The 21,592-nt window shown below is 62.9% G+C and carries 20 protein-coding genes (1 of these 20 cut by a window edge); 17 read left to right on the plus strand and 3 right to left on the minus strand.

The genetic code is table 11. From position 1 onward, the window contains the following. Positions 1-38: 38 nt before the first annotated feature. Together J2X35_RS15220 and J2X35_RS15225 are read left to right on the plus strand one after the other, a co-directional pair. Entirely contained in the window at positions 39-341 is a 303-nt protein-coding gene (locus J2X35_RS15220) for a hypothetical protein (protein ID WP_310186971.1), read from the plus strand. 84 nt (positions 342-425) lie between these two features. Beyond that, on the plus strand, positions 426-602 hold the full coding sequence (locus J2X35_RS15225; protein ID WP_310186973.1) for a Flp family type IVb pilin: 177 nt from the start codon (positions 426-428) through the stop codon (positions 600-602). Positions 603-612: 10 nt separating this feature from the next. Here the strand turns inward: J2X35_RS15225 and J2X35_RS15230 are convergent, their stop codons facing one another. After that, the gene (locus J2X35_RS15230; RefSeq protein WP_310186974.1) at positions 613-1,488 is read right to left on the minus strand and encodes a methyltransferase domain-containing protein; all 876 of its coding nucleotides are present in this window, start codon (positions 1,486-1,488) and stop codon (positions 613-615) included. A 77-nt stretch (positions 1,489-1,565) separates the two neighbouring features. Here J2X35_RS15230 and J2X35_RS15235 point away from each other — a divergent pair, with 77 nt between their 5' ends. The 6 genes from J2X35_RS15235 to J2X35_RS15260 all read left to right on the plus strand — a co-directional run bounded on the left by J2X35_RS15235 (position 1,566) and on the right by J2X35_RS15260 (position 5,943). Next, positions 1,566-2,339, plus strand: coding sequence for a ComF family protein (locus J2X35_RS15235; RefSeq protein ID WP_310186976.1), 774 nt, complete (start codon positions 1,566-1,568; stop codon positions 2,337-2,339). Positions 2,340-2,369: 30 nt separating this feature from the next. Beyond that, complete coding sequence (gene grxC / locus J2X35_RS15240; RefSeq protein ID WP_310186978.1) at positions 2,370-2,639, plus strand: glutaredoxin 3; 270 nt, start codon at positions 2,370-2,372, stop codon at positions 2,637-2,639. Between the two features lie 11 nt (positions 2,640-2,650). After that, positions 2,651-3,520 carry a carbon-nitrogen hydrolase family protein gene (locus J2X35_RS15245; RefSeq protein WP_310186979.1) on the plus strand — a complete coding sequence of 290 codons (870 nt, stop codon included), beginning with the start codon at positions 2,651-2,653 and terminating at the stop codon, positions 3,518-3,520. Next, complete coding sequence (locus J2X35_RS15250) at positions 3,517-3,942, plus strand: DUF1178 family protein (RefSeq protein ID WP_310186981.1); 426 nt, start codon at positions 3,517-3,519, stop codon at positions 3,940-3,942. Before J2X35_RS15245 ends, J2X35_RS15250 begins: the two co-directional genes overlap by 4 nt. An 80-nt stretch (positions 3,943-4,022) precedes the next feature. Beyond that, the gene (locus tag J2X35_RS15255) at positions 4,023-4,907 is read left to right on the plus strand and encodes a DMT family transporter (protein ID WP_310186983.1); all 885 of its coding nucleotides are present in this window, start codon (positions 4,023-4,025) and stop codon (positions 4,905-4,907) included. 97 nt (positions 4,908-5,004) lie between these two features. Further along, positions 5,005-5,943, plus strand: a complete 939-nt coding sequence (locus J2X35_RS15260; RefSeq protein WP_310186987.1) for a DUF6454 family protein — start codon at positions 5,005-5,007, stop codon at positions 5,941-5,943. A gap of 57 nt (positions 5,944-6,000) precedes the next feature. On the opposite strand, the gene ubiG is transcribed toward J2X35_RS15260, so the two are convergent. Next, the gene (ubiG, locus tag J2X35_RS15265; RefSeq protein WP_405023230.1) at positions 6,001-6,762 is read right to left on the minus strand and encodes a bifunctional 2-polyprenyl-6-hydroxyphenol methylase/3-demethylubiquinol 3-O-methyltransferase UbiG; all 762 of its coding nucleotides are present in this window, start codon (positions 6,760-6,762) and stop codon (positions 6,001-6,003) included. A gap of 260 nt (positions 6,763-7,022) precedes the next feature. On the opposite strand from ubiG, the gene J2X35_RS15270 reads away from it, so the two are divergent. The 9 genes from J2X35_RS15270 to J2X35_RS15310 all read left to right on the plus strand — a co-directional run bounded on the left by J2X35_RS15270 (position 7,023) and on the right by J2X35_RS15310 (position 20,271). Then, the gene (locus tag J2X35_RS15270; protein ID WP_056111947.1) at positions 7,023-8,276 is read left to right on the plus strand and encodes an aspartate kinase; all 1,254 of its coding nucleotides are present in this window, start codon (positions 7,023-7,025) and stop codon (positions 8,274-8,276) included. Positions 8,277-8,354: 78 nt separating this feature from the next. Then, complete coding sequence (gene ptsP, locus J2X35_RS15275) at positions 8,355-10,625, plus strand: phosphoenolpyruvate--protein phosphotransferase (protein ID WP_310188701.1); 2,271 nt, start codon at positions 8,355-8,357, stop codon at positions 10,623-10,625. Between the two features lie 43 nt (positions 10,626-10,668). Further along, positions 10,669-11,745, plus strand: a complete 1,077-nt coding sequence (gene prfA, locus J2X35_RS15280; protein WP_310186990.1) for a peptide chain release factor 1 — start codon at positions 10,669-10,671, stop codon at positions 11,743-11,745. A 4-nt stretch (positions 11,746-11,749) separates the two neighbouring features. Continuing rightward, positions 11,750-12,616, plus strand: coding sequence for a peptide chain release factor N(5)-glutamine methyltransferase (gene prmC, locus J2X35_RS15285; protein ID WP_310186992.1), 867 nt, complete (start codon positions 11,750-11,752; stop codon positions 12,614-12,616). 310 nt (positions 12,617-12,926) lie between these two features. Next, a complete protein-coding gene (locus J2X35_RS15290; RefSeq protein WP_405023231.1) occupies positions 12,927-13,766 on the plus strand; it encodes a DUF4167 domain-containing protein in 840 nt (279 codons plus the stop codon). Between the two features lie 228 nt (positions 13,767-13,994). Continuing rightward, positions 13,995-16,601, plus strand: coding sequence for an ATP-dependent chaperone ClpB (clpB, locus tag J2X35_RS15295; protein ID WP_310186994.1), 2,607 nt, complete (start codon positions 13,995-13,997; stop codon positions 16,599-16,601). A 287-nt stretch (positions 16,602-16,888) separates the two neighbouring features. Continuing rightward, positions 16,889-18,349, plus strand: coding sequence for a L,D-transpeptidase (locus J2X35_RS15300; protein ID WP_310186996.1), 1,461 nt, complete (start codon positions 16,889-16,891; stop codon positions 18,347-18,349). A gap of 3 nt (positions 18,350-18,352) precedes the next feature. Continuing rightward, positions 18,353-18,679, plus strand: coding sequence for a hypothetical protein (locus J2X35_RS15305; RefSeq protein WP_310186998.1), 327 nt, complete (start codon positions 18,353-18,355; stop codon positions 18,677-18,679). A 47-nt stretch (positions 18,680-18,726) separates the two neighbouring features. Continuing rightward, positions 18,727-20,271: an MFS transporter gene (locus tag J2X35_RS15310; protein WP_310187001.1), complete on the plus strand. Its 1,545-nt coding sequence runs from the start codon at positions 18,727-18,729 to the stop codon at positions 20,269-20,271. 13 nt (positions 20,272-20,284) lie between these two features. Here J2X35_RS15310 and J2X35_RS15315 read toward each other — a convergent pair whose 3' ends face one another. Next, positions 20,285-21,592: the 3' portion of a M23 family metallopeptidase gene (locus tag J2X35_RS15315; RefSeq protein WP_310187004.1), read on the minus strand. 651 nt of this gene lie beyond the right edge of the window; 1,308 of the gene's 1,959 nt are visible here — the last part of the coding sequence; the start codon falls outside the window, past its right edge; it ends in the stop codon at positions 20,285-20,287.

Genomic DNA, 21,592 nt, shown 5'->3' on the forward strand with positions numbered 1-21,592 from the left:
CTTGCCGGTCGGCAGCGCCGTTTCGCGAAGGTGTTTGCATGAGCCTCGACAAGGACTGGGATTCGATCCGGCCCGACCGTTCATTCCGGGCTGGCATGGGCGTCCTGCGTATCGCGCTGCTTTTCGGTTCGACGGCGATTGCGGTGGCGCTGATGGCCATTCCCTATCTTGAGGGCAAAAAGGACCAGTTCATCGCGCGCAATCCGGCGGGGCTGGACATGATGGCGACCGGTTCGATCCGCAGTGACAACACCTACACCGTGCGGCGCAGCGTGCTGCAGCCATCGCCGGGTTCTGTCTGCATCATCCGTGACAACGGCAGCCGCAGCGGAGAATGCTGACGGTTTCGCTCATCGCCTGTTAAGGCTGATCCGTTAACTTTCCTTAACGGCTTTCTTCTATCGTCCTGGACAGAGGAAATTCCGATGAGCTTGTTGCAACGATTTTTGCAGGATGAAAAAGGTGCGACGGCCATAGAATATGGTATGATCGCGGCCTTGATTGCATTGGCGATCGTCGTGGGTGTTGGCGCTGTCGGTCAGCAGGTCACCCAGCTCTGGAACGGCAACGACAGCGAAATCCGCAAGGCCTTTAGCAAATAAGCTCTTGCACTCAACGCCGAGCAGGCGGGTTTTCCAGGATATCCTTGAGCGAAACTTTGGCCGAGCCGGGTTTCAACGGTTTCTGCTGCGACGGATCGGGCGCCCAGCCGGACATCCAGACAATCGAGAAGGTGGCGCGCACACGCCCGTCGGGATCGGAAAAGCGCTCGGCGTAGATTTCGGCCGCACGCGCGAACAGTCGTCGCGTCGCCGGCTTGCGCGGCCGGTCGATGAGAACGCTGGTTTCCCCCATGGCGCGCAGATCGGCCATCAGGTGAAACAAGGTGTCGTAGCGAACGGTAACTGTTTCGGTGTCGGTGACAGGCAGGGCAAATCCTGCGCGCTGCAGTAGCGCTCCCGCATCGCGGACGTCGGCGAAGGGAATGACCCGAGGGCTGGCGCCGCCTGCAAGTTCCGTCTCGGCGGCAAGAAGGCTTTCGCGCAGCTCAGCCAATGTGCCGGCCCCCGCCATGGCGCCGAGGAACAAGCCGTCAGGCCTCAGCGCGCGGCGGATTTGCGCCAGCATTCCCGGAATGTCGTTCATCGACTGCAAGGACAGGATCGAAACCGCCAGATCGAGTTCACCGGGCTGGAACGGCGCAGTCTCGAAGGGCGCGACATCACCTTCGGCGCCGGCAAGGAAAGCCGGGTCGGCTTCGATTCGCCTTACCTTTTCCACTTTGCTGCTTGCAGCGAGCACCGCGCCGGCGTCGGCGGTCTGGCAGTATAGCGTCGCCGCGTTTTCGAAGGTCCTTTCGACCGCGGAGAGCCGGTCGCCAAGGTCCTCGGCGACGCGCCGCATCAGGAAATCCGCCCCGTTCGTCATGCGCGCGAGGGCGTGGCGCTTGCGTTGCAGCCAGAGTGGCGTGTCGAGAAGTGGCTGCACTGTGCGGTTTCCGTCGTCTGTTTCGCAAGGCCATGAAAGGCTTTAAGGTGGCTGAAGACAATCAGGTGGCCGATCGGATGGCTGAGATCAAGAGCCTTGCGGGCAATGCGCTCCGTTTGCCAATGCGGCTTCTGTTTCCTCCGGTCTGTGCGGGGTGCCGGCGGCATGTCTCGCAGCCGGGCGTGCTGTGTGGCGAATGCTGGCCGAAACTACGGATGCTGGAAAGGCCGTGGTGCCCCGTGATGGGCACGCCGTTCATCCACGACATGGGCGAGGGCTTCCTTTCCGCCGAAGCGATCGCCGATCCGCCGCCGTTCGAGCGGGCGCGGGCTGCCGTCGTCTACTCCGGCGTGGCGCGGCAGATGGTCCAGGGCCTGAAGTATCAGGACCGCACCGACCTTGCGCCCTGGATGGGGCGATGGATGATGCGCGCCGGGCGGGAGCTGATGGAAGAAGCCGAGGTGATCGTGCCAGTGCCCTTGCACTGGCGACGCTTCTTCAAGCGGCAGTTCAATCAGTCCGCAGAGCTTGGGCGCGCGCTCTCGCAACTCTCCGCCGTGCCGTTCAGGCCGTCGGCCTTGCGGCGCGTCAAGCTCACCCGCCAGCAGGTCGGGCTCGAACGGCGCGAGCGCGAGGAAAACGTGCGTGCGGCCTTCCAGGTGCCACCCGAGATGGAGATCGAGATCGCAGGCCGGCGGGTTCTGCTGGTCGATGACGTCTATACGACCGGCGCCACGGCGCGCTCCGCCAGCAAGGCGCTGCGAAAGGCGGGCGCGGGCGCCGTCGATGTGCTGACCTTCGCGCGCGTGCTTCCAGGGGACTTCCGGCCTGACGACTCCGCCACTATATAATTGGGCAAGACGAGACAGGATTACTGACCCATGGCTGACGTGACGATCTATACGCGCATGATGTGCGGCTACTGCGCCGCCGCCAAGCGGCTCCTCGACAGAAAGGGCGTCGTCTACACAGAGAACGACGCGTCGTTTTCACAGGAGCTGCGCCAGGAAATGATCCAGCGCGCCCATGGGCGTTCGACCTTCCCGCAGATATTCATCGGCGACGTGCATGTCGGCGGCTGCGACGATCTTCATGCGCTCGAAGAGCAGGGCCGGCTGGATACGCTGCTTGCCAATGGCAAGCTGAGCTGAGTGGAGTTGGCATGACCATCCTGAAAGCAGCGGCGATCCAGATGCGCTCCGGCAAGGACCCGCGGCGCAACAGCGCCGATATGGCGGGCATGGTGCGGGAAGCGGCCGCGAAAGGCGCGACCTACATACAGACACCGGAAATGACTGGCGCCCTGTTGCGCGACAAGGAAGCAAGAGCATCCGTCTTCACGTCTGAAGACCAGGACGTGATTGTTACAACTGCGCGGCAGTTGGCCAGCGAGCTTGGCGTTTTCCTGCATATAGGCTCGACTGCGATCCTGCGCGCAGACGGCAAGCTGGCGAACCGGGCCTTCCTCTTCGGGCCGGATGGGTCGACGCTTGCCACCTATGACAAGATCCACATGTTCGACGTCGATCTCGACAATGGCGAAAGCTGGCGGGAATCCTCAGCCTATGAGCCGGGCACGCAAGCGGTTGTGACTTCGCTCGGCGAGGCCCGGCTTGGCTTCGCCGTTTGCTACGATCTGCGCTTCCCGCAACTGTTCCGGGCCGAAGCCTTGTCCGGCGCCGACATCCTGACTGTTCCCGCCGCCTTCACGCGCCAGACCGGCGAGGCGCACTGGCATGTGCTGCTGCGCGCCCGCGCTATCGAAAATGGCGCGTTCGTGATTGCCGCCGCCCAAGGTGGATTGCATGAAGACGGCCGCGAAACGTATGGCCACTCTCTGATCGTCGATCCATGGGGACGCATCGTCGCCGAGGCCGATCATGACGAACCGGCGGTGATCGTGGCCGAGATCGACCTGTCGCAATCCACGGCGGCGCGGCGCAAGATTCCGAACCTGAAGAACGCGCGCGATTTTTCCGCCACCAGCGACATCGGCGGCGAAGCCCCGCCGATGCGGGGAGCCGCATCGTGATCCGTTTTTCGCTGATCTGCGAACGGGAGCACGAGTTCGAGGCGTGGTTCCGCTCCAATGAGGATTTCGATGCGCAGAAGAAGCGCGGTCTGGTGGACTGTCCTTCCTGCGGGTCGCACAAGGTCGAGAAGGCGCTGATGGCTCCGGCGGTCTCGACCAGTCGGAAGCAAGAAAAGGTTGCGCTTGCCGTCGGCGATGAGCAGCGCAAGATGATGGCCCAGCTCAAGGCGCTGTCGGAGAAGGTGCGGGAAAACTCCGAATATGTCGGCGAAAAATTCGCCGAGGAAGCCCGCAAGATTCATTTCGGCGAAACGGATGCGCGCGGCATCTATGGCGAAGCGACGCTCGACGAGGCCAAGGGCCTGGCGGAGGACGGTGTCGAATTCATGCCACTGCCGGTATTCCCGGACGACCGGAACTGACTGGGCGAGCCTCGAAGGCAGCGGCTCTGGCACAATCGCCCCGGCTTTCTTCCCCTGCCGTTGCGCGCTAATCACCCGGCATGAATCTGATCTGGGGCTCGGCGCCCGCCCTTCTCATCATCACCGGCACGCTGCTCGGCTTGACGCTGCCGTTCGGCAAGCTTGCTACCATGGCGGGAGTGCCGGCGATGGTCTGGGCCTTCGTCATCTCGTTCGGCGCCGGCGGCGTGCTGCTTCTGGCCATGCTGGCGCGCCGCGAGAGAATGCGCCTGACGCCGCACCGGCTGCGTTATTTCTTCGTCACGGCGGCGGTATCCTATGCCATCCCCAATCTGCTGATGTTCTCGGCCATCCCGCATCTCGGCGCCGGCTATACCGGCATCATGTTCACGCTTTCGCCAGTGATCACCCTGGTGTTTTCGATCCTGCTGCGGGTGCGCCGGCCGAACCTGCTCGGCGTCATCGGCATTGCGGTCGGTTTCGCCGGCGCGGTCATGGTGACGCTCACCCGAGGCGAGGCCGGGGAGCCCGCCCACTTTTTCTGGGTGGCGATGGGGCTGCTCATTCCGGTCAGCCTGGCGGCTGGCAACATCTACCGCACGGTGGATTGGCCTGAAGGCACGGGGCCGATCGAGCTTGCCGTCGGCAGCCATCTCGCTTCAGCGGCGATGCTGCTTGCGGGCATATTGCTTCTGCTCGGCCCGAACGGTTTCCACCATCTGGCCGACGTTCCGGCGGTGACGGCCGGACAGGTCGCCTCGGCGGCGCTGATGTTCGTTTTCTTCTTTCGCCTGCAGGCGGCCGGCGGCCCGGTCTATCTCAGCCAGATCGGCTATGTCGGCGCAGCCGTGGGCCTGATCGCCGGTACGCTGGCGCTGGGTGAGCATTACCGGCTGCTGACATGGCTCGGCGCCGCGATCATCGTCGTCGGGGTGGTCATCACCACCAAGGCGCAGTCGAGATAGGACGCGTCTTTACGCCGGCACGCAAACGGGCGCACCGTCATCTTGCCGACAAGGACTGCTCCTAGGCTTCGCTGGTGTGTAGAGGAGGTCGATGACGATGAAAGCGAAGATTCTTCTTGTTGCCGCCGCGGCCATGTTTGGCAGCTACGCCGCTCATGCGGCCGATGTGGGCGACGCGGTCATGCAGCTGACGCGCGGCACGAAATGGAAGCCTGCCGGCGAGCTCGCCATCCAGTTTCCAACGTTTCATCCGCAAGGCATGGTGAAGATCGGCGACGAATTCTTCGTCTCGTCGGTCGAAATCCTGAAGCCGACGACAAAATACCCGCAGCCGAAGGATGGCTACGACCGCGATACCGGCGAAGGCAAAGGCCATCTGTTCAGGATATCGAAGGATGGCAAGCTGCTGGCCGACCTGCCGCTCGGCGAAGGCACGGTCTATCATCCCGGCGGCATCGACTATGACGGCAAATACATTTGGGTGCCGGTCGCCGAATATCGTCCGAACAGCCAGTCGATCGTCTATCGCGTCGATCCGCAGACGATGAAGGCGGAGGAGGTCTTTCGTTTCAAGGACCATGTCGGCGGCATCGTGCACGACACCGAGGGCAAGGCGCTGCATGGCGTCAGCTGGGGCTCGCGGCGGCTCTATCAATGGCCGCTCGGCGACGACGGCAAGATCACCAATGCCGACGCCAAACCGGAAGACCTACGGGTCGCCAACCCGTCGCAATATATCGACTTCCAGGACTGCCATTATGCCGGCGCCAGCCGCATGCTGTGCTCCGGCCTCAATGCCTACAAGGTCAAGCCCGATGCCGAGCCGTTCCGCCTCGGCGGCATGGAACTGGTCAGCCTGAAGGACAATCGTCCGCTCTGGCAGGTGCCGGTGGAGCAATGGGCGCCGTCAGGCCTGCCGATGACGCAGAACCCGTTCTTCGTGGAGACCACGGATGCGGGTCTTCGCGCCCATTTCATGCCCGACGACGAAAAATCGACGCTGTTCACCTTCGATGTGGATCTGAAGGGCAAGTAGAGGCTTCCGGAACCGAAGCCAGGAACGGCCGCCTGGTTGGCGGCCAGTTCGAACGCCTCATCCGGCTTTCTCGGCCAGCACCATGTAGTTGACGTCCATGTCCTTCGAGATTTGCCAGCGGTCGCCAAGCAGATTGTAGACGACGCCGGTGCGGTCGATCATGGTCAGGCCGGACGCGGTCAGCGCCCGCTCAAGTTCTTCCGGGCGCACCAGCTTGCCGAACTGATGCGTGCCGCGCGGCAGCCAGCGCAGCACGTATTCGGCGCCGACGATCGCCAGTCCCAGCGCCTTCAGCGTGCGGTTGATGGTGGCAACGAACATGATGCCGCCTGGTTTCACCATCTGGGCGCATTTGTCGATGAACAGGCCGATGTCGGCGACGTGCTCGACCACTTCCATGTTGAGGATGACGTCGAACTTTTCCCCGGCCTCGGCGAGGTCCTCGGCGGTGGTGGCGCGATAGTCGATGGTCACACCGGCTTCGGCGGCGTGGAGCTTCGCCACTTCGATGTTGGTGGCCGACGCGTCTGCACCGACGATCTCGGCGCCCAGACGCGCCATCGGCTCGCAAAGGAGGCCGCCACCACAGCCGATGTCGAGGAAGCGCAGGCCCTTGAACGGCTGGGCGGCGCGCGGGTCGCGCCCGAAGCGGGCTGCGACCTGGTCGCGGATGTAGGCGAGGCGGACCGGATTGAACTTGTGCAGCGGGCGGAACTTGCCGTTCGGGTTCCACCATTCGGCGGCGAGCGCCGAAAACCGCTCGACTTCCGCGGCATCGATTGTCGATCGCCCTGTTTGTGACAACCTGGGTTCAGCCATGCCAATCTCCTCGAAGGCCCTAGGAAGTCGGGTTTGCCACCCTGATTGTCAAGGCGGCAAATTCGGCTTGCTGACATGAGCTGTCGAGCCGCCAGTTCATTCTCGACCGGGATATTTCCTAGCGGGCCTTTTGCAGATTGACCCCGGCGCGGCATGCGACGCCTTGCGAAACATTTTCCGTTTGGCTATGGAGCGCGCATTCAGCACTCCTGCAAAGGAGGCCGCTCTTTCCACCGTTTCACCAAAGGCATTTTCGTCCCATGGCGCGCATCGTGATGAAATTCGGCGGGACTTCGGTCGCCGACATCGCCCGCATCCGCAACGTGGCGCGGCATGTCAAACGCGAGGTGGACGCCGGCCACGAGGTCGCCGTCGTGGTCTCGGCCATGGCCGGCAAGACCAACGAGCTGGTCGGTTGGACACGGGAAGCCTCGCCCATGCATGACGCGCGTGAATACGACGCCGTCGTCGCCTCGGGCGAACAGGTGACCGCCGGGCTGCTTGCCATCACGCTGCAGAACATGGGCGTCCATGCGCGGTCCTGGCAGGGCTGGCAAATTCCCATCAAGACCGACAACGCGCATGGCGCGGCGCGCATTCTCGACATTGACGGCGCTTTCCTGATCAAACGCTTCGGCGAAGGCCAGGTGGCGGTGATCGCCGGCTTCCAGGGCATCGGCCCGGACAACCGCATCGCGACGCTTGGCCGTGGCGGCTCGGACACCAGCGCGGTGGCGATCGCGGCGGCGGTGAAGGCCGACCGCTGCGATATCTATACGGACGTCGATGGCGTCTACACCACCGACCCCCGCGTCGAGCCCAAGGCGCGGCGGCTGGCCAAGATTTCGTTCGAAGAAATGCTTGAAATGGCGTCTCTTGGGGCAAAGGTATTGCAGGTCCGGTCGGTCGAGCTTGCCATGGTGCATCGGGTGCGCACCTTCGTGCGGTCGTCCTTCGATGATCCGGATGCACCGGGCATGGGCGATCTTCTGAACCCGCCCGGAACGCTTATTTGCGACGAGGAAGAAATCGTGGAACAGCAGGTCGTCACCGGAATTGCCTACGCCAAGGACGAAGCGCAGGTTTCGCTGCGCCGGGTCGCCGACAGGCCGGGCGTCGCCGCCGGCATCTTCGCGCCGCTGGCCGAGGCCAACATCAATGTCGACATGATCGTCCAGAACATCTCGGAAGACGGCAAGTCGACCGACATGACCTTCACCGTGCCGCAGGGCGACGTGGACAAGACGCTGGCGGTGCTGAACAAGGTCAAGGAGACGGTCGGCTTCGACGTCGTCCAGCATGACGAGGGCATGTCGAAAGTGTCGGTGATCGGCATCGGCATGAGAAGCCATGCCGGCGTCGCGGCCACGGCGTTCCAGGCGCTGGCCGATCGCTCGATCAACATTCGCGCCATCACCACGTCGGAAATCAAGATTTCGATCCTGATCGACGGTCCCTATACGGAACTTGCCGTTCGCACTTTGCATTCCGTCTACGGTCTGGATAAGCAGTAGCATAGAGTCGGTTTTTTGCGTTGACGCCGGCCGCAGGAGACTGGGCCGGGGAAATCGCCATTGGAGAAGAAGTCCGCGATGCGTGACATGGCCAGCGGCCCGCGCGTTCTGCTGAGACGGCTACGCGAGCTCATGCAGGAGCCGCTGGAGCCGCAGGACAGGCTCGACCGCATCGTCCACGACATCGCCTCCAACATGGTGGCCGAGGTGTGCTCGCTCTATGTACTGCGCGCCGATTCGGTGCTGGAGCTCTACGCCACCGAGGGCCTGAACAAGAACGCCGTCCACCTGGCGCAGCTGCGGCTCGGCCAGGGCCTGGTCGGCACCATCGCGGCCAGCGCCCGGCCGCTCAATCTGTCGAACGCGCAGGAGCATCCGGCTTTCGCCTACCTGCCGGAGACAGGCGAAGAGATCTACAATTCCTTTCTCGGTGTGCCGGTGCTGCGGGCAGGGCGCACGCTGGGCGTTCTCGTGGTGCAGAACAAGACCATGCGCCACTACCGCGACGACGAGGTCGAAGCGCTCGAAACCACCGCCATGGTGATCGCCGAGATGATCGCTTCGGGCGACCTGGCGCGGCTCACCCGGCCAGGCCTGGAACTGGATCTGAAGCGTCCGGCGAGCTTCACCGGCCTGTCGTTCAACGACGGCGTCGGACTCGGCCATGTCGTGCTGCACGAGCCGCGTATCGTCGTCACCAATCTGTTCAACGAGGACAGCGAGGAGGAAATCCGGCGGCTGGAGACGTCGCTGGGTTCACTCAGGCTTTCGATCGACGATATGCTCTCGCGTCGCGACGTCAATTTCGAGGGCGAGCACCGCGAGGTGCTGGAAGCCTACCGCATGTTCGCCAACGACCGAGGTTGGGTAAGGCGGCTGGAAGAAGCCGTTCGCAATGGCCTTACCGCCGAAGCCGCCGTTGAGAAGGTCCAGAGCGACATGCGCGCGCGCATGATCCACATGACCGATCCTTACCTGCGCGAGCGGATGAGCGATTTCGACGATCTCGCCAACCGGCTGTTGCGGCAACTTCTTGGGCGTGGTCCGGAAGACGTCGCGGCTTCGCTGCCAAAGGATGCGATCATCGTCGCCCGTTCGATGGGCGCGGCCGAACTGCTCGACTATCCGCGTGACAAACTGCGCGGCCTGGTGCTGGAAGACGGCGCCGCGACGAGCCACGTCGTCATCGTCGCCCGCGCGATGGGCATCCCGGTCGCCGGCCAGGTGAAGGGCGCCGTCTCGATGGCGGAAAATGGCGATCCGGTCATCGTCGATGGCGAAGAAGGCACGATCCATCTGCGGCCGCAGCCCGATCTCGAGGCCGCCTATGCCGAAAAGGTCCGTTTCCGCGCGCGGCGTCAGGAACTCTACCGCGAGTTGCGCAAGAAGCCGTCGCTGACCAGGGACGGCGTGCAGGTCGACCTTCTGATGAATGCCGGCCTTGCCGTCGACCTGCCGCAGCTGGCCGAGGCGGGGGCAGCCGGCATCGGCCTGTTCCGCACCGAGCTTCAGTTCATGGTCGCCTCGACGTTCCCGCGCGCGGAGGCGCAGGAGCGGCTTTACCGCGACGTGCTGGACGCGGCGAACGGCAAGCCGGTAACCTTCCGCACCATCGACATCGGCGGCGACAAGGTGCTGCCTTACTTCAAGAACTCGACGCAAGAGGAAAACCCGGCGCTCGGCTGGCGCGCGATAAGACTGACGCTGGACAGGCCGGGCCTGCTGCGCACCCAGATCCGCGCGCTGCTCAAGGCTGCCGGTGGCCGTGACCTCAAGCTGATGCTGCCGATGGTGACGGAATTGGGAGAAGTGGCGCAGGCTCGCGAGATCATCGAACGCGAAGTCCGGCATCTGTCACGGTTCGCCCATCATTTGCCGAACAGCCTGAAAGTCGGCGCGATGCTGGAGGTTCCGTCGCTGCTTTTCCAGCTCGACGAGTTGATGAAGGCGGTGGATTTCGTGTCGGTCGGATCGAACGATCTGTTCCAGTTCGTCATGGCGGTCGACCGTGGCAACACCCAGCTTTCCGATCGGTTCGATCCGCTTTCCGTACCGTTCCTGCGGGTGCTCAAGCAGGTGGCGGATGCCGGCCACCGCAACAATACGCCGGTGACGCTGTGCGGGGAACTGGCGGGCAAGCCGATCTCGGCCATGGCCTTGATCGGTCTCGGCTACCGCTCCATTTCCATGTCGCCGGCCTCGATCGGACCGGTGAAGGCGATGCTGACCGAACTGCCGGTGGAGGACCTGAAGGGGTTCTTCGACGACAATCTGAACGCTCCCGCCACTGGCATGCCGATGCGGGCGCTGCTGCAGGCATTCGCCGACGATCGTGGCATTCCGCTTTGAATTCACGTGAGGGCGGGGCGAAACGGCTCCCGGATCAGGAAATATGATTTCTCTTCCCCGCGATCGAATGGACCAGGTCGTCAAGCGCTTCGACATGCTCGAGGCGCAGATGGCGGCCGGGCCGGCGCCGGACGCTTATGTAAAAATGTCGTCGGAGTACGCTGACATTCAGGATCTGGTCGGCAAGATCAGGGCCCTGCGCGCCGCTGAAGCGGAACAGGCGGATCTGGAGATGATGCTGCAAGACCGCGGCATCGATTCCGAAATGCGCGCATTGGCCGAGGCCGAGCTGCCGGAAGTCGAAGAGCGCATCGAGTCGCTGCGGCGTGACATCCAGATACTTCTGCTGCCGAAGGATGCCGCCGACGAACGCAACGCCATCCTGGAAATCCGGGCCGGCACAGGCGGCGACGAAGCGGCGCTTTTCGCCGGCGATCTGTTCCGCATGTATGAGCGCTATGCCGCCGCTCGTGGCTGGCGTTTCGAAGCTGCTTCAGCCAGCGATGGCGATGCCGGCGGTTTCAAGGAAGTCATCGCTACCGTGTCAGGCAGGGGCGTGTTCGCGCATCTCAAGTTCGAGTCCGGCGTGCACCGGGTGCAACGCGTGCCGGCGACCGAGGCGCAAGGGCGCATCCACACGTCCGCCGCCACCGTCGCGGTTTTGCCCGAGGCGGAGGAGGTCGACATCGAAATCCGCTCCGAGGACATCCGCATTGATACGATGCGTGCTTCCGGCTCGGGCGGCCAGCACGTCAACACGACGGATTCCGCGGTACGCATCACCCATCTGCCGACCGGCATCATGGTGGTGCAGGCGGAAAAATCGCAGCACCAGAACAGGGCGCGCGCCATGCAGATCCTGCGGGCTCGTCTCTACGATCTGGAGCGTAGCCGCGCCGACGAGGAGCGCTCCTCGTCACGTAAATCGCAGGTTGGATCGGGCGACCGATCGGAACGCATCCGAACCTACAATTTTCCCCAGGGGCGCGTGACCGACCACCGGATCAACCTTACACTCTACAAACTCGACCGCGTGATGATGGGCGAGCTGGACGAAATCGTCGATGCGCTGATTGCCGACCATCAGTCGAAGCTGCTGGCGGACATGGCGGAAGGATGATGCGGTGCAGGCGGCATTTACGCTAGTCAGCTTGCTGCAGATCGCCCGCAAGCAACTGGATGACGCCGGCATGGACAGCGCCGCGCTTGATGCGCGCCTCATCGTCGAGCATTTTTCGCGAACGTCGCGTACCGACGCCATCGTCCGGCCTGATCTCCCGATTACGCGGGACATATCAGCCGCCGTCGAGGCCGCGCTCGACCGAAGGCTGGCGGGCGAACCGGTGCATCGCATCCTCGGCTGCCGCGAATTCTACGGGCTCAAGCTTGCACTGTCACCCGATACGCTGGAGCCGCGGCCCGACACGGAGACGCTGGTTGACGCGGTGCTGCCCTTCGCCAGAGCGGTGGTTTCGCGGCAGGGAAGCTGCCGCATTCTCGATCTGGGCACCGGCACCGGCGCGATTGCGCTGGCGCTGCTCGCCGAAGTGCCGGAAGCGACGGCCAACGGGACGGATATTTCTGCGGCCGCCTTGGCGACGGCGAAAAAAAATGCCGTTTCGCTCGGGCTGGAATCGCGTTTTTCCGCCAGCGAATCCAGCTGGTTCGCGGAAATTTCAGGGCGATACGATGTAATCGTCTCCAATCCGCCTTATATACCGTCCAGAGACATCGAATTCCTGCAACGAGAAGTCAGGGATTTCGACCCACGCCGGGCCCTGGATGGCGGCGAGGATGGTCTGGACCCCTATCGAATCATTGCAGACGGCGCCGACGCTTTTCTCAACCATGGCGGAATCGTCGCAGTCGAGATAGGCAGCACGCAAAATGCGGATGTTGCTCAGCTGTTTAGCAAGGAAGGGTGGCAGCTTTCAAAGGCAGAAAAAGACCTGTCCGGCAACGACCGGGTGCTGGTTTTCATAGCCGGCTGATAGCCGCAACAGACGGCAAAAAACCGCTTGGCAAGGCTTGGGAATGCAGCTAGGGTCCCTCGCAACCGGATGAACGAAGCAGGCAGTGCTCTTAAGCGATTCGGTTTCCTTAAAAATAGCTGCCTTCTTGCGCAAACGATGCCCAAGCTTCGTGCGGGAATCGTCCGGCAAGTGATGTAACCGGAACAGGATGGCACGTGACGCCAACGCAATCCATGCGGGCGAGCACTGGTGAAACAGCTAGACGGCAGAGCGCATGATCGCCGCCGTTCGCGAACGATCTTTCAAGCTTTGAACTGAAGAGAGTCTGATGAGGCCACAACAGCAGAACAGGCGCATGCGCGGTCGCAACAATGGCGGAAGCGGCAGCGGTAATAACAACAACAACAATAACAACAACCGCAAGGGACCAAATCCCCTGAACCGCAATTATGAGAGCAACGGCCCGGACGTGAAAATTCGCGGTTCCGCTCAGCAGATCGCCGAGAAATACGCCACGCTCGCCCGCGATGCGACGAGTTCAGGCGATCGTGTGATGGCCGAAAACTACTTGCAGCATGCCGAGCACTATAACCGCATCATCGCGGCAGCCCAGGCGCAGATCCCGATCCAGAACGTCCAGCAAAACCGTGACGACTTCGACGATGACGGCGAGGAAGACCGGGACGATTTCGACAATGGCGCCGCCGGGGGCGAAGGCCAGGGTTCTTCCGTCCCGCAGGGTGGCGGGCCGCAGCCGATGATCGACGAACTGCCGGCCGAAGTCGCGCTGAATTCCGACAATCGCAACGGTAATGGCCGTAATCGCGATCGCGATCGCCGCCAGAATGGCAACTATCAGAATGGCCAGCGCAATGACTATGGCGCGCGCGGCGATCAGGCCGACCGCAATGATGCCGACGCCGGCGATGAGAGGTCTTCGCAGAACAACAACGCCCAGCCGGCCGTCGAAAAAGAAGCGCAGCCGCGGATGGAAATTTTGAGCCCCGCCGGTCTCGCGGCGCAGGCCGAGGCCAATGAAAATGCTGCCGAGAACGGCGCGCCTCGCCGGGCACGGCGTCCGCGCCGGCCGCGGCAGGAAACCGAGCCGGCCGCGGAAGCGGCCGCGCCGGGCGAAAGCGGCGCGGAGGTCGCTTCGGCCGAAAGCTGAGGCAATAGGGATCGGTTTAAAACGGCGGAGAGAAATCTCCGCCGTTTCCGTTTCCGCCTGGACGCTGGCGTCTGAAAATTGTTGCGGTACTGTGCGCTGCACAGCCTTGAGGCAGGACACCGTCGGCACCATATCTTTTCCGAATCGGGATCCGGCCTTCCTGGCGGGTCCGTCACCGCAATCTGTTCCGGTGCCGCAAAGCGGGCCGGACCGGCAAGGAGACGACATATGAATCTTGAAAAATATTCCGAGCGCGTGCGCGGCTTCATCCAGTCCGCGCAGACGATGGCGCTGTCGAGAAACCATCAGCAGTTCACCCCCGAACACATGCTGAAAGTGCTTGTCGATGACGACGAGGGCCTGGCCGCGTCGCTGATCGAACGCGCCGGTGGCAATGTGCGCGACGTGAAGCTTGGCGTTGAAACAGCGCTCGAGGCGATGCCGAAAGTAGAGGGCGGCAACGGTCAGCTTTATCTGGCGCAGCCGCTGGCCAAGGTGTTTTCAACCGCCGAGGAACTGGCGAAGAAGGCCGGCGATTCGTTCGTTACAGTCGAGCGGCTGTTGCAGGCGCTCGCCATGGAAACCTCAGCCAAAACCGCCGACATCCTTGCCAAGGCCGGGGTGAAGCCGCAGGCGCTCAACCAGGTCATCAACGATGTCCGCAAGGGACGCACGGCGGATTCGGCAAGTGCCGAGCAGGGCTATGATGCGCTAAAGAAATATGCGCGCGACCTGACCGCCGATGCCCGGGCCGGCAAGCTCGACCCGGTGATCGGCCGTGACGATGAAATCCGCCGCACCATCCAGGTGTTGTCTCGGCGCACCAAGAACAATCCGGTCCTGATCGGCGAACCGGGCGTCGGCAAGACGGCAATCGCCGAGGGCCTGGCGTTGCGCATCGTCAATGGCGATGTGCCGGAATCGCTCAAGGACAAGCAATTGATGGCGCTCGACATGGGCGCGTTGATCGCTGGCGCGAAATATCGCGGCGAGTTCGAGGAGCGATTGAAGGCCGTGCTCAACGAAGTCACTGCGGCAGCCGGCGGCATCATCCTGTTCATCGACGAGATGCACACGCTGGTCGGCGCCGGCAAGGGGGAGGGGGCGATGGATGCGTCCAACCTGTTGAAGCCCGCGCTGGCGCGCGGTGAGCTGCATTGCGTCGGCGCGACCACGCTCGACGAATACCGCAAGCATGTCGAGAAAGACGCCGCGCTCGCTCGCCGGTTCCAGCCGGTGTTTGTGGATGAGCCAACGGTGGAAGACACCGTTTCGATCCTGCGCGGGCTGAAGGAGAAATACGAACAGCACCACAAGGTGCGTATTTCCGACTCGGCGCTGGTGTCGGCTGCGACGCTGTCGAACCGCTACATCGCTGACCGCTTCCTGCCTGACAAGGCCATTGACCTTGTCGACGAGGCGGCGTCGCGGCTGCGCATGCAGGTCGATTCGAAGCCTGAAGCGCTGGATGAGATTGACCGGCGCATCATGCAGCTTAAGATCGAGCGTGAGGCCTTGAAGGTCGAAAAGGACGAGGCTTCCAGGGACAGGTTGGTGCGGCTCGAGAAGGAACTAGCCGGCCTCGACGAGGAATCGACCGAACTTACGTCGAAATGGCAGGCCGAAAAGCAGAAGCTGGGCCTGGCGGCGGATCTTAAGAAGCAGCTGGACGAGGCCCGTAACGAACTGGCGATCGCCCAGCGCAAGGGCGAGTTCCAGCGCGCCGGGGAGCTTGCCTATGGCAGCATCCCGGAACTTGAAAGAAAACTGAAGGACGCCGAGGCGCAGGATGGCAAGGCCGGCATGGTCGAAGAGGTGGTGACGCCCGACCACGTCGCCCACATCGTATCCCGCTGGACCGGCATTCCGGTCGACAAGATGCTGGAAGGCGAGCGTGACAAGCTGCTTCGCATGGAGGACGAGATCGCCAAACGCGTCGTCGGCCAGGGCGAAGCGGTGCAGGCCGTTTCGAAAGCGGTGCGGCGCGCCCGAGCTGGTCTGCAGGACCCGAACCGGCCGATCGGCTCGTTCATGTTCCTCGGCCCGACCGGTGTCGGCAAGACTGAGCTGACCAAGGCGCTGGCCAGCTTCCTGTTCGACGACGAGAGCGCAATGGTGCGCATCGACATGTCGGAATTCATGGAGAAACATTCCGTGGCCCGGCTGATCGGCGCACCTCCCGGCTATGTCGGCTACGAGGAAGGCGGCGCGCTGACGGAAGCGGTTCGGCGCCGGCCTTACCAGGTCGTTCTGTTCGACGAGATCGAGAAAGCGCACCCGGATGTCTTCAATGTCCTTCTCCAGGTGCTGGACGACGGACGCCTGACGGACGGACAGGGCCGAACGGTCGACTTCCGCAATACGTTGATCATCATGACCTCGAACCTCGGCTCGGAATACCTCGTCAATCTCACAGAGGACCAGGATGTCGATCTGGTGCGCGAGGACGTTATGAATGTGGTGCGAGCGTCGTTCCGGCCAGAGTTCCTGAACCGCATCGACGAGGTGATCCTGTTCCACCGCCTCCGGCGGCAGGACATGGGCCAGATCGTCGAAATCCAGCTCAAGCGGCTGGAGAAGCTGCTTGCCGACCGCAAGATCACGCTCGACCTCGATGCCGACGCCGTCGAATGGCTGGCGGCGAAGGGCTACGATCCTGCCTATGGCGCTCGGCCGCTGAAGCGGGTCATGCAGAAGGAACTGCAGGACCCCCTGGCGGAAAAAATCCTGACGGGCGACATACTGGACGGCTCGACCGTCAAGGTCACATCCGGCTCGGACAGGCTGAATTTTCGCTCGAAGCCGACGGTGGTCGCCGCCGAGGCGGCTGCCTGAACAGGATTGCCCTCTCCCGCTCAGGGAGAGGGCTTTTCGACACATAAAAACCAGGCAATACGGCCTGCATTATCCTTTGATCGGGTCTCTTTCGACAATCGGCTGTCGGCTGCGATCAGCCTGAAAACCTCGCTTTTATTGATGCTTGGCGGCTTTGGGCCGGCATTTCGCCATCTTCATGCCGGGTTCATATTGGAACCTTTAGAAGGTTAACCGGTTTGCGGGGCAAGGTGTCTGCCTTCGGGACCAGGTGGGTGGCGGCAGGGACGACCGGAGATTCTCGCACGATGTTGCGCACCGTTTTTGTTTTTTCGGCGCTGTCCGCGGCGTTGATGTCTTCGAACGCATGGGCCGCGTCGGGACCTGATTTGGCGCGTGACAATCGGCAAAAGCCGATGTCCGAGGAGATACTGGTTGCCCAGAACGGCGACTATGAAATCTTCTATGACGGGCGCGGCAACCGCGTCATCATCGACGCCTATACCGGCAAGGTCATAGCGGTGCAGCCGCCGCAAACGCGTTTCGACCGTCGCGCCGAACGTGCGCGGCAATTCGACAGTCCGCCCGCCGGCGACGATCGTTACTATCTTGACGACCCCGAGGACATGGCGCGGTTCAGGCGCCGGCAGGCAGAAGAGGAGGGCCGCCTTCTCGGACCTGACGACGGTTCAACGGATGCGTTTCCTCCTGCGCCGGGTGGGGTCGAAACCTATCCGGTTCCGGATCAGCCCGATGTAGTCACCAGCCAACCGATCGAGCGGCGTCCGCTGGACGGATCGCAGGACGAAGCGTCGATTGCGCCGACATCGCCTCTGGATCCTGCGATTCCTTCGGATCAGGAATCGGTTCCGCAAGCGCCGCGGATCGACAACAACACTGCGGTGAATCCGCGACTGTCGCTCGGCGCGCGTGACGACATCGCCGCGCTGCAAATCCTGCTCGACCGGGGCGGTGCTTCGCCCGGCGTCATCGACGGTCGCTTCGGCTCGAATGTCGACAAAGCGCTGGAGGCTTATCGCGAGCTGACCGGCGTGCATCTGCGGTCAACCGATACGGCCTCCATAAAGGAAGCGCTGGCGAAATCGGGCGGTGATGCCTTTGCGTCCTACACGATCACGTCCGAGGATGCGGCTGGTCCCTATGTGGCGTCGGTGCCCGAAGACTATAGCGAGAAGGCCAAGCTCGACCGCATGGCCTATACCTCGGTGCCGGAGGCGCTGGCCGAGCGGTTCCACATGGACGAGGCATATCTGAAGGCGCTGAATCCGGAGGCGAATTTCAACCGGCCCGGTACGATCATCAAGGTGGCCAATTTCGGCAGGCTGGCAAGCACGCCGGTGGAGCGGATCATTGCCGACAAGCGCCTGAAGCAGGTGCGCGCCTACGATGCCTCAGGCAAACTGGTCGCGGCCTACCCGGCGACCATAGGCTCGACCGATACGCCGTCGCCGACCGGATCGCACGCCGTGTCGCGCGTCGCGCTCGATCCGAACTACACCTACAATCCGAATCTGAATTTCAAGCAGGGCAACAATGACAAGGTGCTGACCATTCCGCCCGGCCCGAACGGGCCGGTGGGGTCGGTCTGGATCGCTCTCGACAAGCCGACCTATGGCATTCACGGAACGCCGGAGCCGTCGAAGATCGGCAAGACGGAAAGCCATGGCTGCGTGCGCCTGACCAACTGGGATGCGCGCGAACTCGCCAAGCTGGTGAAACCGGGCGTGATGGTCGAGTTCTCGGAATAGGCGATGGAGAAGCGCCCGACGATTGCCCGGATATGGCGGGGCCGCACCCGACCCGAAGTGGCCGATTCCTATCAGGCCTACAATTATGAGGTCGGGATAAAGCCGCTGATCGAGAAAGCGCTTGGCGTGCAGACCTTCCGCGAAGATCGCGACGGCGAAAGCGAATTCATGACCATCTCCTACTGGGAGAATTTCGAAGCGATGGCGCGCTTTACCGGCGGCGATCCAGACCGGATCCATCATCTGCCTCGCGATGCCGAATTCCTGATCGAATTGCCGGAGCACGTTCAGATTTTGCATCTGCTGACCAGGGACGGCGTCACCGGCTGATCAAGCGCTGTCTCCCATAGGCGAGAAAATGGCGTTACGGTGTGGCGATGACGAACACCGCCGAAGCTGCTCCTGAAAAATCCTCCACCTTTTGCCCGCAGACACGGCGGCGCTATGTGCTGATCGCAGCGATCCTGGCATCGGCGCTGGGTTTCATCGACGGCTCCATTCTCGCAATAGCCATGCCGGTCATTCGCCTCGATCTCGGTGCAAGTTTCGTCGAGGCGCAATGGATATCCAATTCCTACGCGCTGATGCTTTCGGCGCTGATCCTTGCCGGCGGCGCCGCCGGTGACCGATTCGGCCTGCGCCGCACCTTCATTGCCGGCATCGCGCTTTTCCTGGCGGCGTCGCTTGCCTGTGCGCTGGCCCCGGATCCGACATGGCTGATCGCCTTCCGCGCCATCCAGGGCATTGGCGCGGCGATCATGATACCCGGCAGTCTGGCCATCATCGCCAAGGCCTATCCCAAGAAGGAACGGGGCAAGGCCATCGGCATCTGGGCCGCCGCCTCGGCTCTGACGACGGCGTTGGGACCGGTGCTCGGCGGCTTCGCGCTATCCAGCTTCGACGCTTCCATCTGGCGCGCCATCTTCGCCATCAATCTGCCGCTCGGCGCCATCGCGCTTTACCTGCTGCTGGCAAAAGTACCAGCGGATACGCCTTCCGAGCCGCGAGCGCTCGATCTTGGCGGCGCTGCGCTGGCGACGCTTTCCTTCGGTGCACTCGCTTACGGCCTGACATTGATGAGCGCTGAGAACGCCGGCGCCATCGCAGCCAGGAGTTATGCCGCCATGATCGCCGGAGTCCTGCTTCTTGCGGCATTCCTGGCGTGGGAATGGCGGCAGCGCCAGCCGATGATCGACCTGGCGCTGTTCAGAAGCGGCGCCTTCGCGGGCGCCAACATCGCGACCTTCTTCCTCTATTTCGCCCTGTCGGCGAATCTCTTCTACCTGCCGATGCTGATGGTGGCGGGCTGGGGACTGAGCACGGCGGAGGTCGGGTTCATCTTTCTGCCGCTGTCCGGAGCGATCGCTGTGCTGTCCGGCCCGGTCGGCAATCTTTCGGATAGGATCGGTCCCCGCCTGCCTATTGCTGCCGGCAGCCTGCTTGTGGCGATCTCCTTCGCCGGACTGGCGGCGATGACCGGGGCTGGCGTTCATGCGTTCTGGTCAGGGGCTTTTGCTTTGTCGGTCCTGATGGGACTTGGCATGGCGCTTGTGGTGTCGCCCCTATCGACCGCGATCATGACAACCGTGGAAGACGAGGACACTGGCGCGGCATCCGGCATCAACAACGCGGTTTCGCGCATTGCCGGCCTGATCGCCGTCGCTGCCATGGGCGCGGTTGCCGCCGTGGTCTATTCCAGGACGCTGGGCGGGGAGGGTGCGCTTCCGGGATTCGGCGAGTTGCCCACCGTCGCGCTTGCCGACAATGTCGAAATGCTGCGCAAGGCGGCCAGCGATGCTGCTTTCGCGGCAATTGCCTGGATAACGGCGGCTTTATGCGCGGCTTCGGCAGTAACGGCTTGGACAACGGTGCCGGGAGATGGTCTTTCCGGTTTGCTAAACAGGCGGCCGGAACAATCCTAGAGAGGGATTGGTCCTAGCCGTCGATCTTGGCGCTGGCGACTTTCAGCGGATCGGCGTCTTCCTGCTTCAGCAGATCGTCGATGCGCTCGCGTTCGCGCTGAAACGCGACAAGATCGTCGCCCTTCAAAACCTTGCCGGTCGGCAGGCGCACGCGCATGGGGTCGACCTTGGTGCCGTTGACGATCAGCTCGTAATGAAGATGCGGTCCGGTCGCGAGGCCGGTCTGGCCGAGGAAGCCGATCACCTGCCCCTGCCGCACCTTCATGCCGGCCTTGATGCCTTGGGCGAAGGCACTCTGGTGATTGTAGGACGTTTCATAGCCATTGGCGTGGCGGATCATGATCTGCTTGCCATAGCCGCCGGCCCAGCCGGCCTTTTCTATGGTGCCGTTGCCGGCTGCGATGATCGGCGTGCCGATCGGGGCGGCCCAGTCGACGCCAGTGTGCATGCGAACATAGCCGAGGATCGGATGCCTGCGGGCGCCGAATCCGGAGCGGAACTTGCCGGCCGGAAGCGGATTGCGCAGCAGGAACTGTTCGGCGCTGCGGCCATCCTGATCGAAGTAGTCAGTGGTGCCGTCCTGCATCTGGAACCGATAGAGCGTGCGCATGTTGCCGCCGAAGGTGGACGACACGTAAAGCAGTTCCGAATCGTCGGACGCCTCGTCGTCGCCGTCAGGCTGCGAGAAGAGCACTTCCAGGCGGTCGGACGGGTTGAGACGGGACTGGAAGTCGACATCGGAGGCCAGAAGCTTCACCAGCTGCTGCGTCATCTTCTTCGACATGCCGTAGGAATAGGCGGCCCGGTAGATGCCGTCATATATGTTCGGCAGATTGCCGCGGACTTGTGGCCGGGGCGAATCGTCGAAGGCGGTGAGCAATTCCGGATTGGGTTCCGGCTCCTGTGCCGGGACATATTGGCCGCGGTCGTCCAGCGCGATGGTCACAATGTGCTGGGCCTTGTTGTAGACGCTGGTGCGCACGACCCTGGCCGTATCGCCGCGCACTTCCAGTCCGACGCGCAGCACAGTGCCGGCCTTCAGCGCCGAAGCGTTGAGAAGCCGCCCGATCGCATCGGCCATGCCGACAGCATCTTCACCCGTATAGCCGGAATCGGCATAGGCGTCGGTGATGACGCGGTCCTTCATGAAGGGAATGATCTCTTCGGCGAAGGAGGGAGCATCGTCGCCGTCAGGTTCCTGGCGCGACGCAACGGAAACGTTTTCAGGAACGATCTTGACGCCGTAGGACCCCGCCAGCGACTGCGCCAGCTGATCACCGAAGCGTTGGGGGTCGACATAGTGAAGGGCTGCGACCTGGAT

The sequence above is a fragment of the Mesorhizobium sp. BE184 genome (assembly GCF_031457045.1).
Classification (GTDB): domain Bacteria; phylum Pseudomonadota; class Alphaproteobacteria; order Rhizobiales; family Rhizobiaceae; genus Mesorhizobium.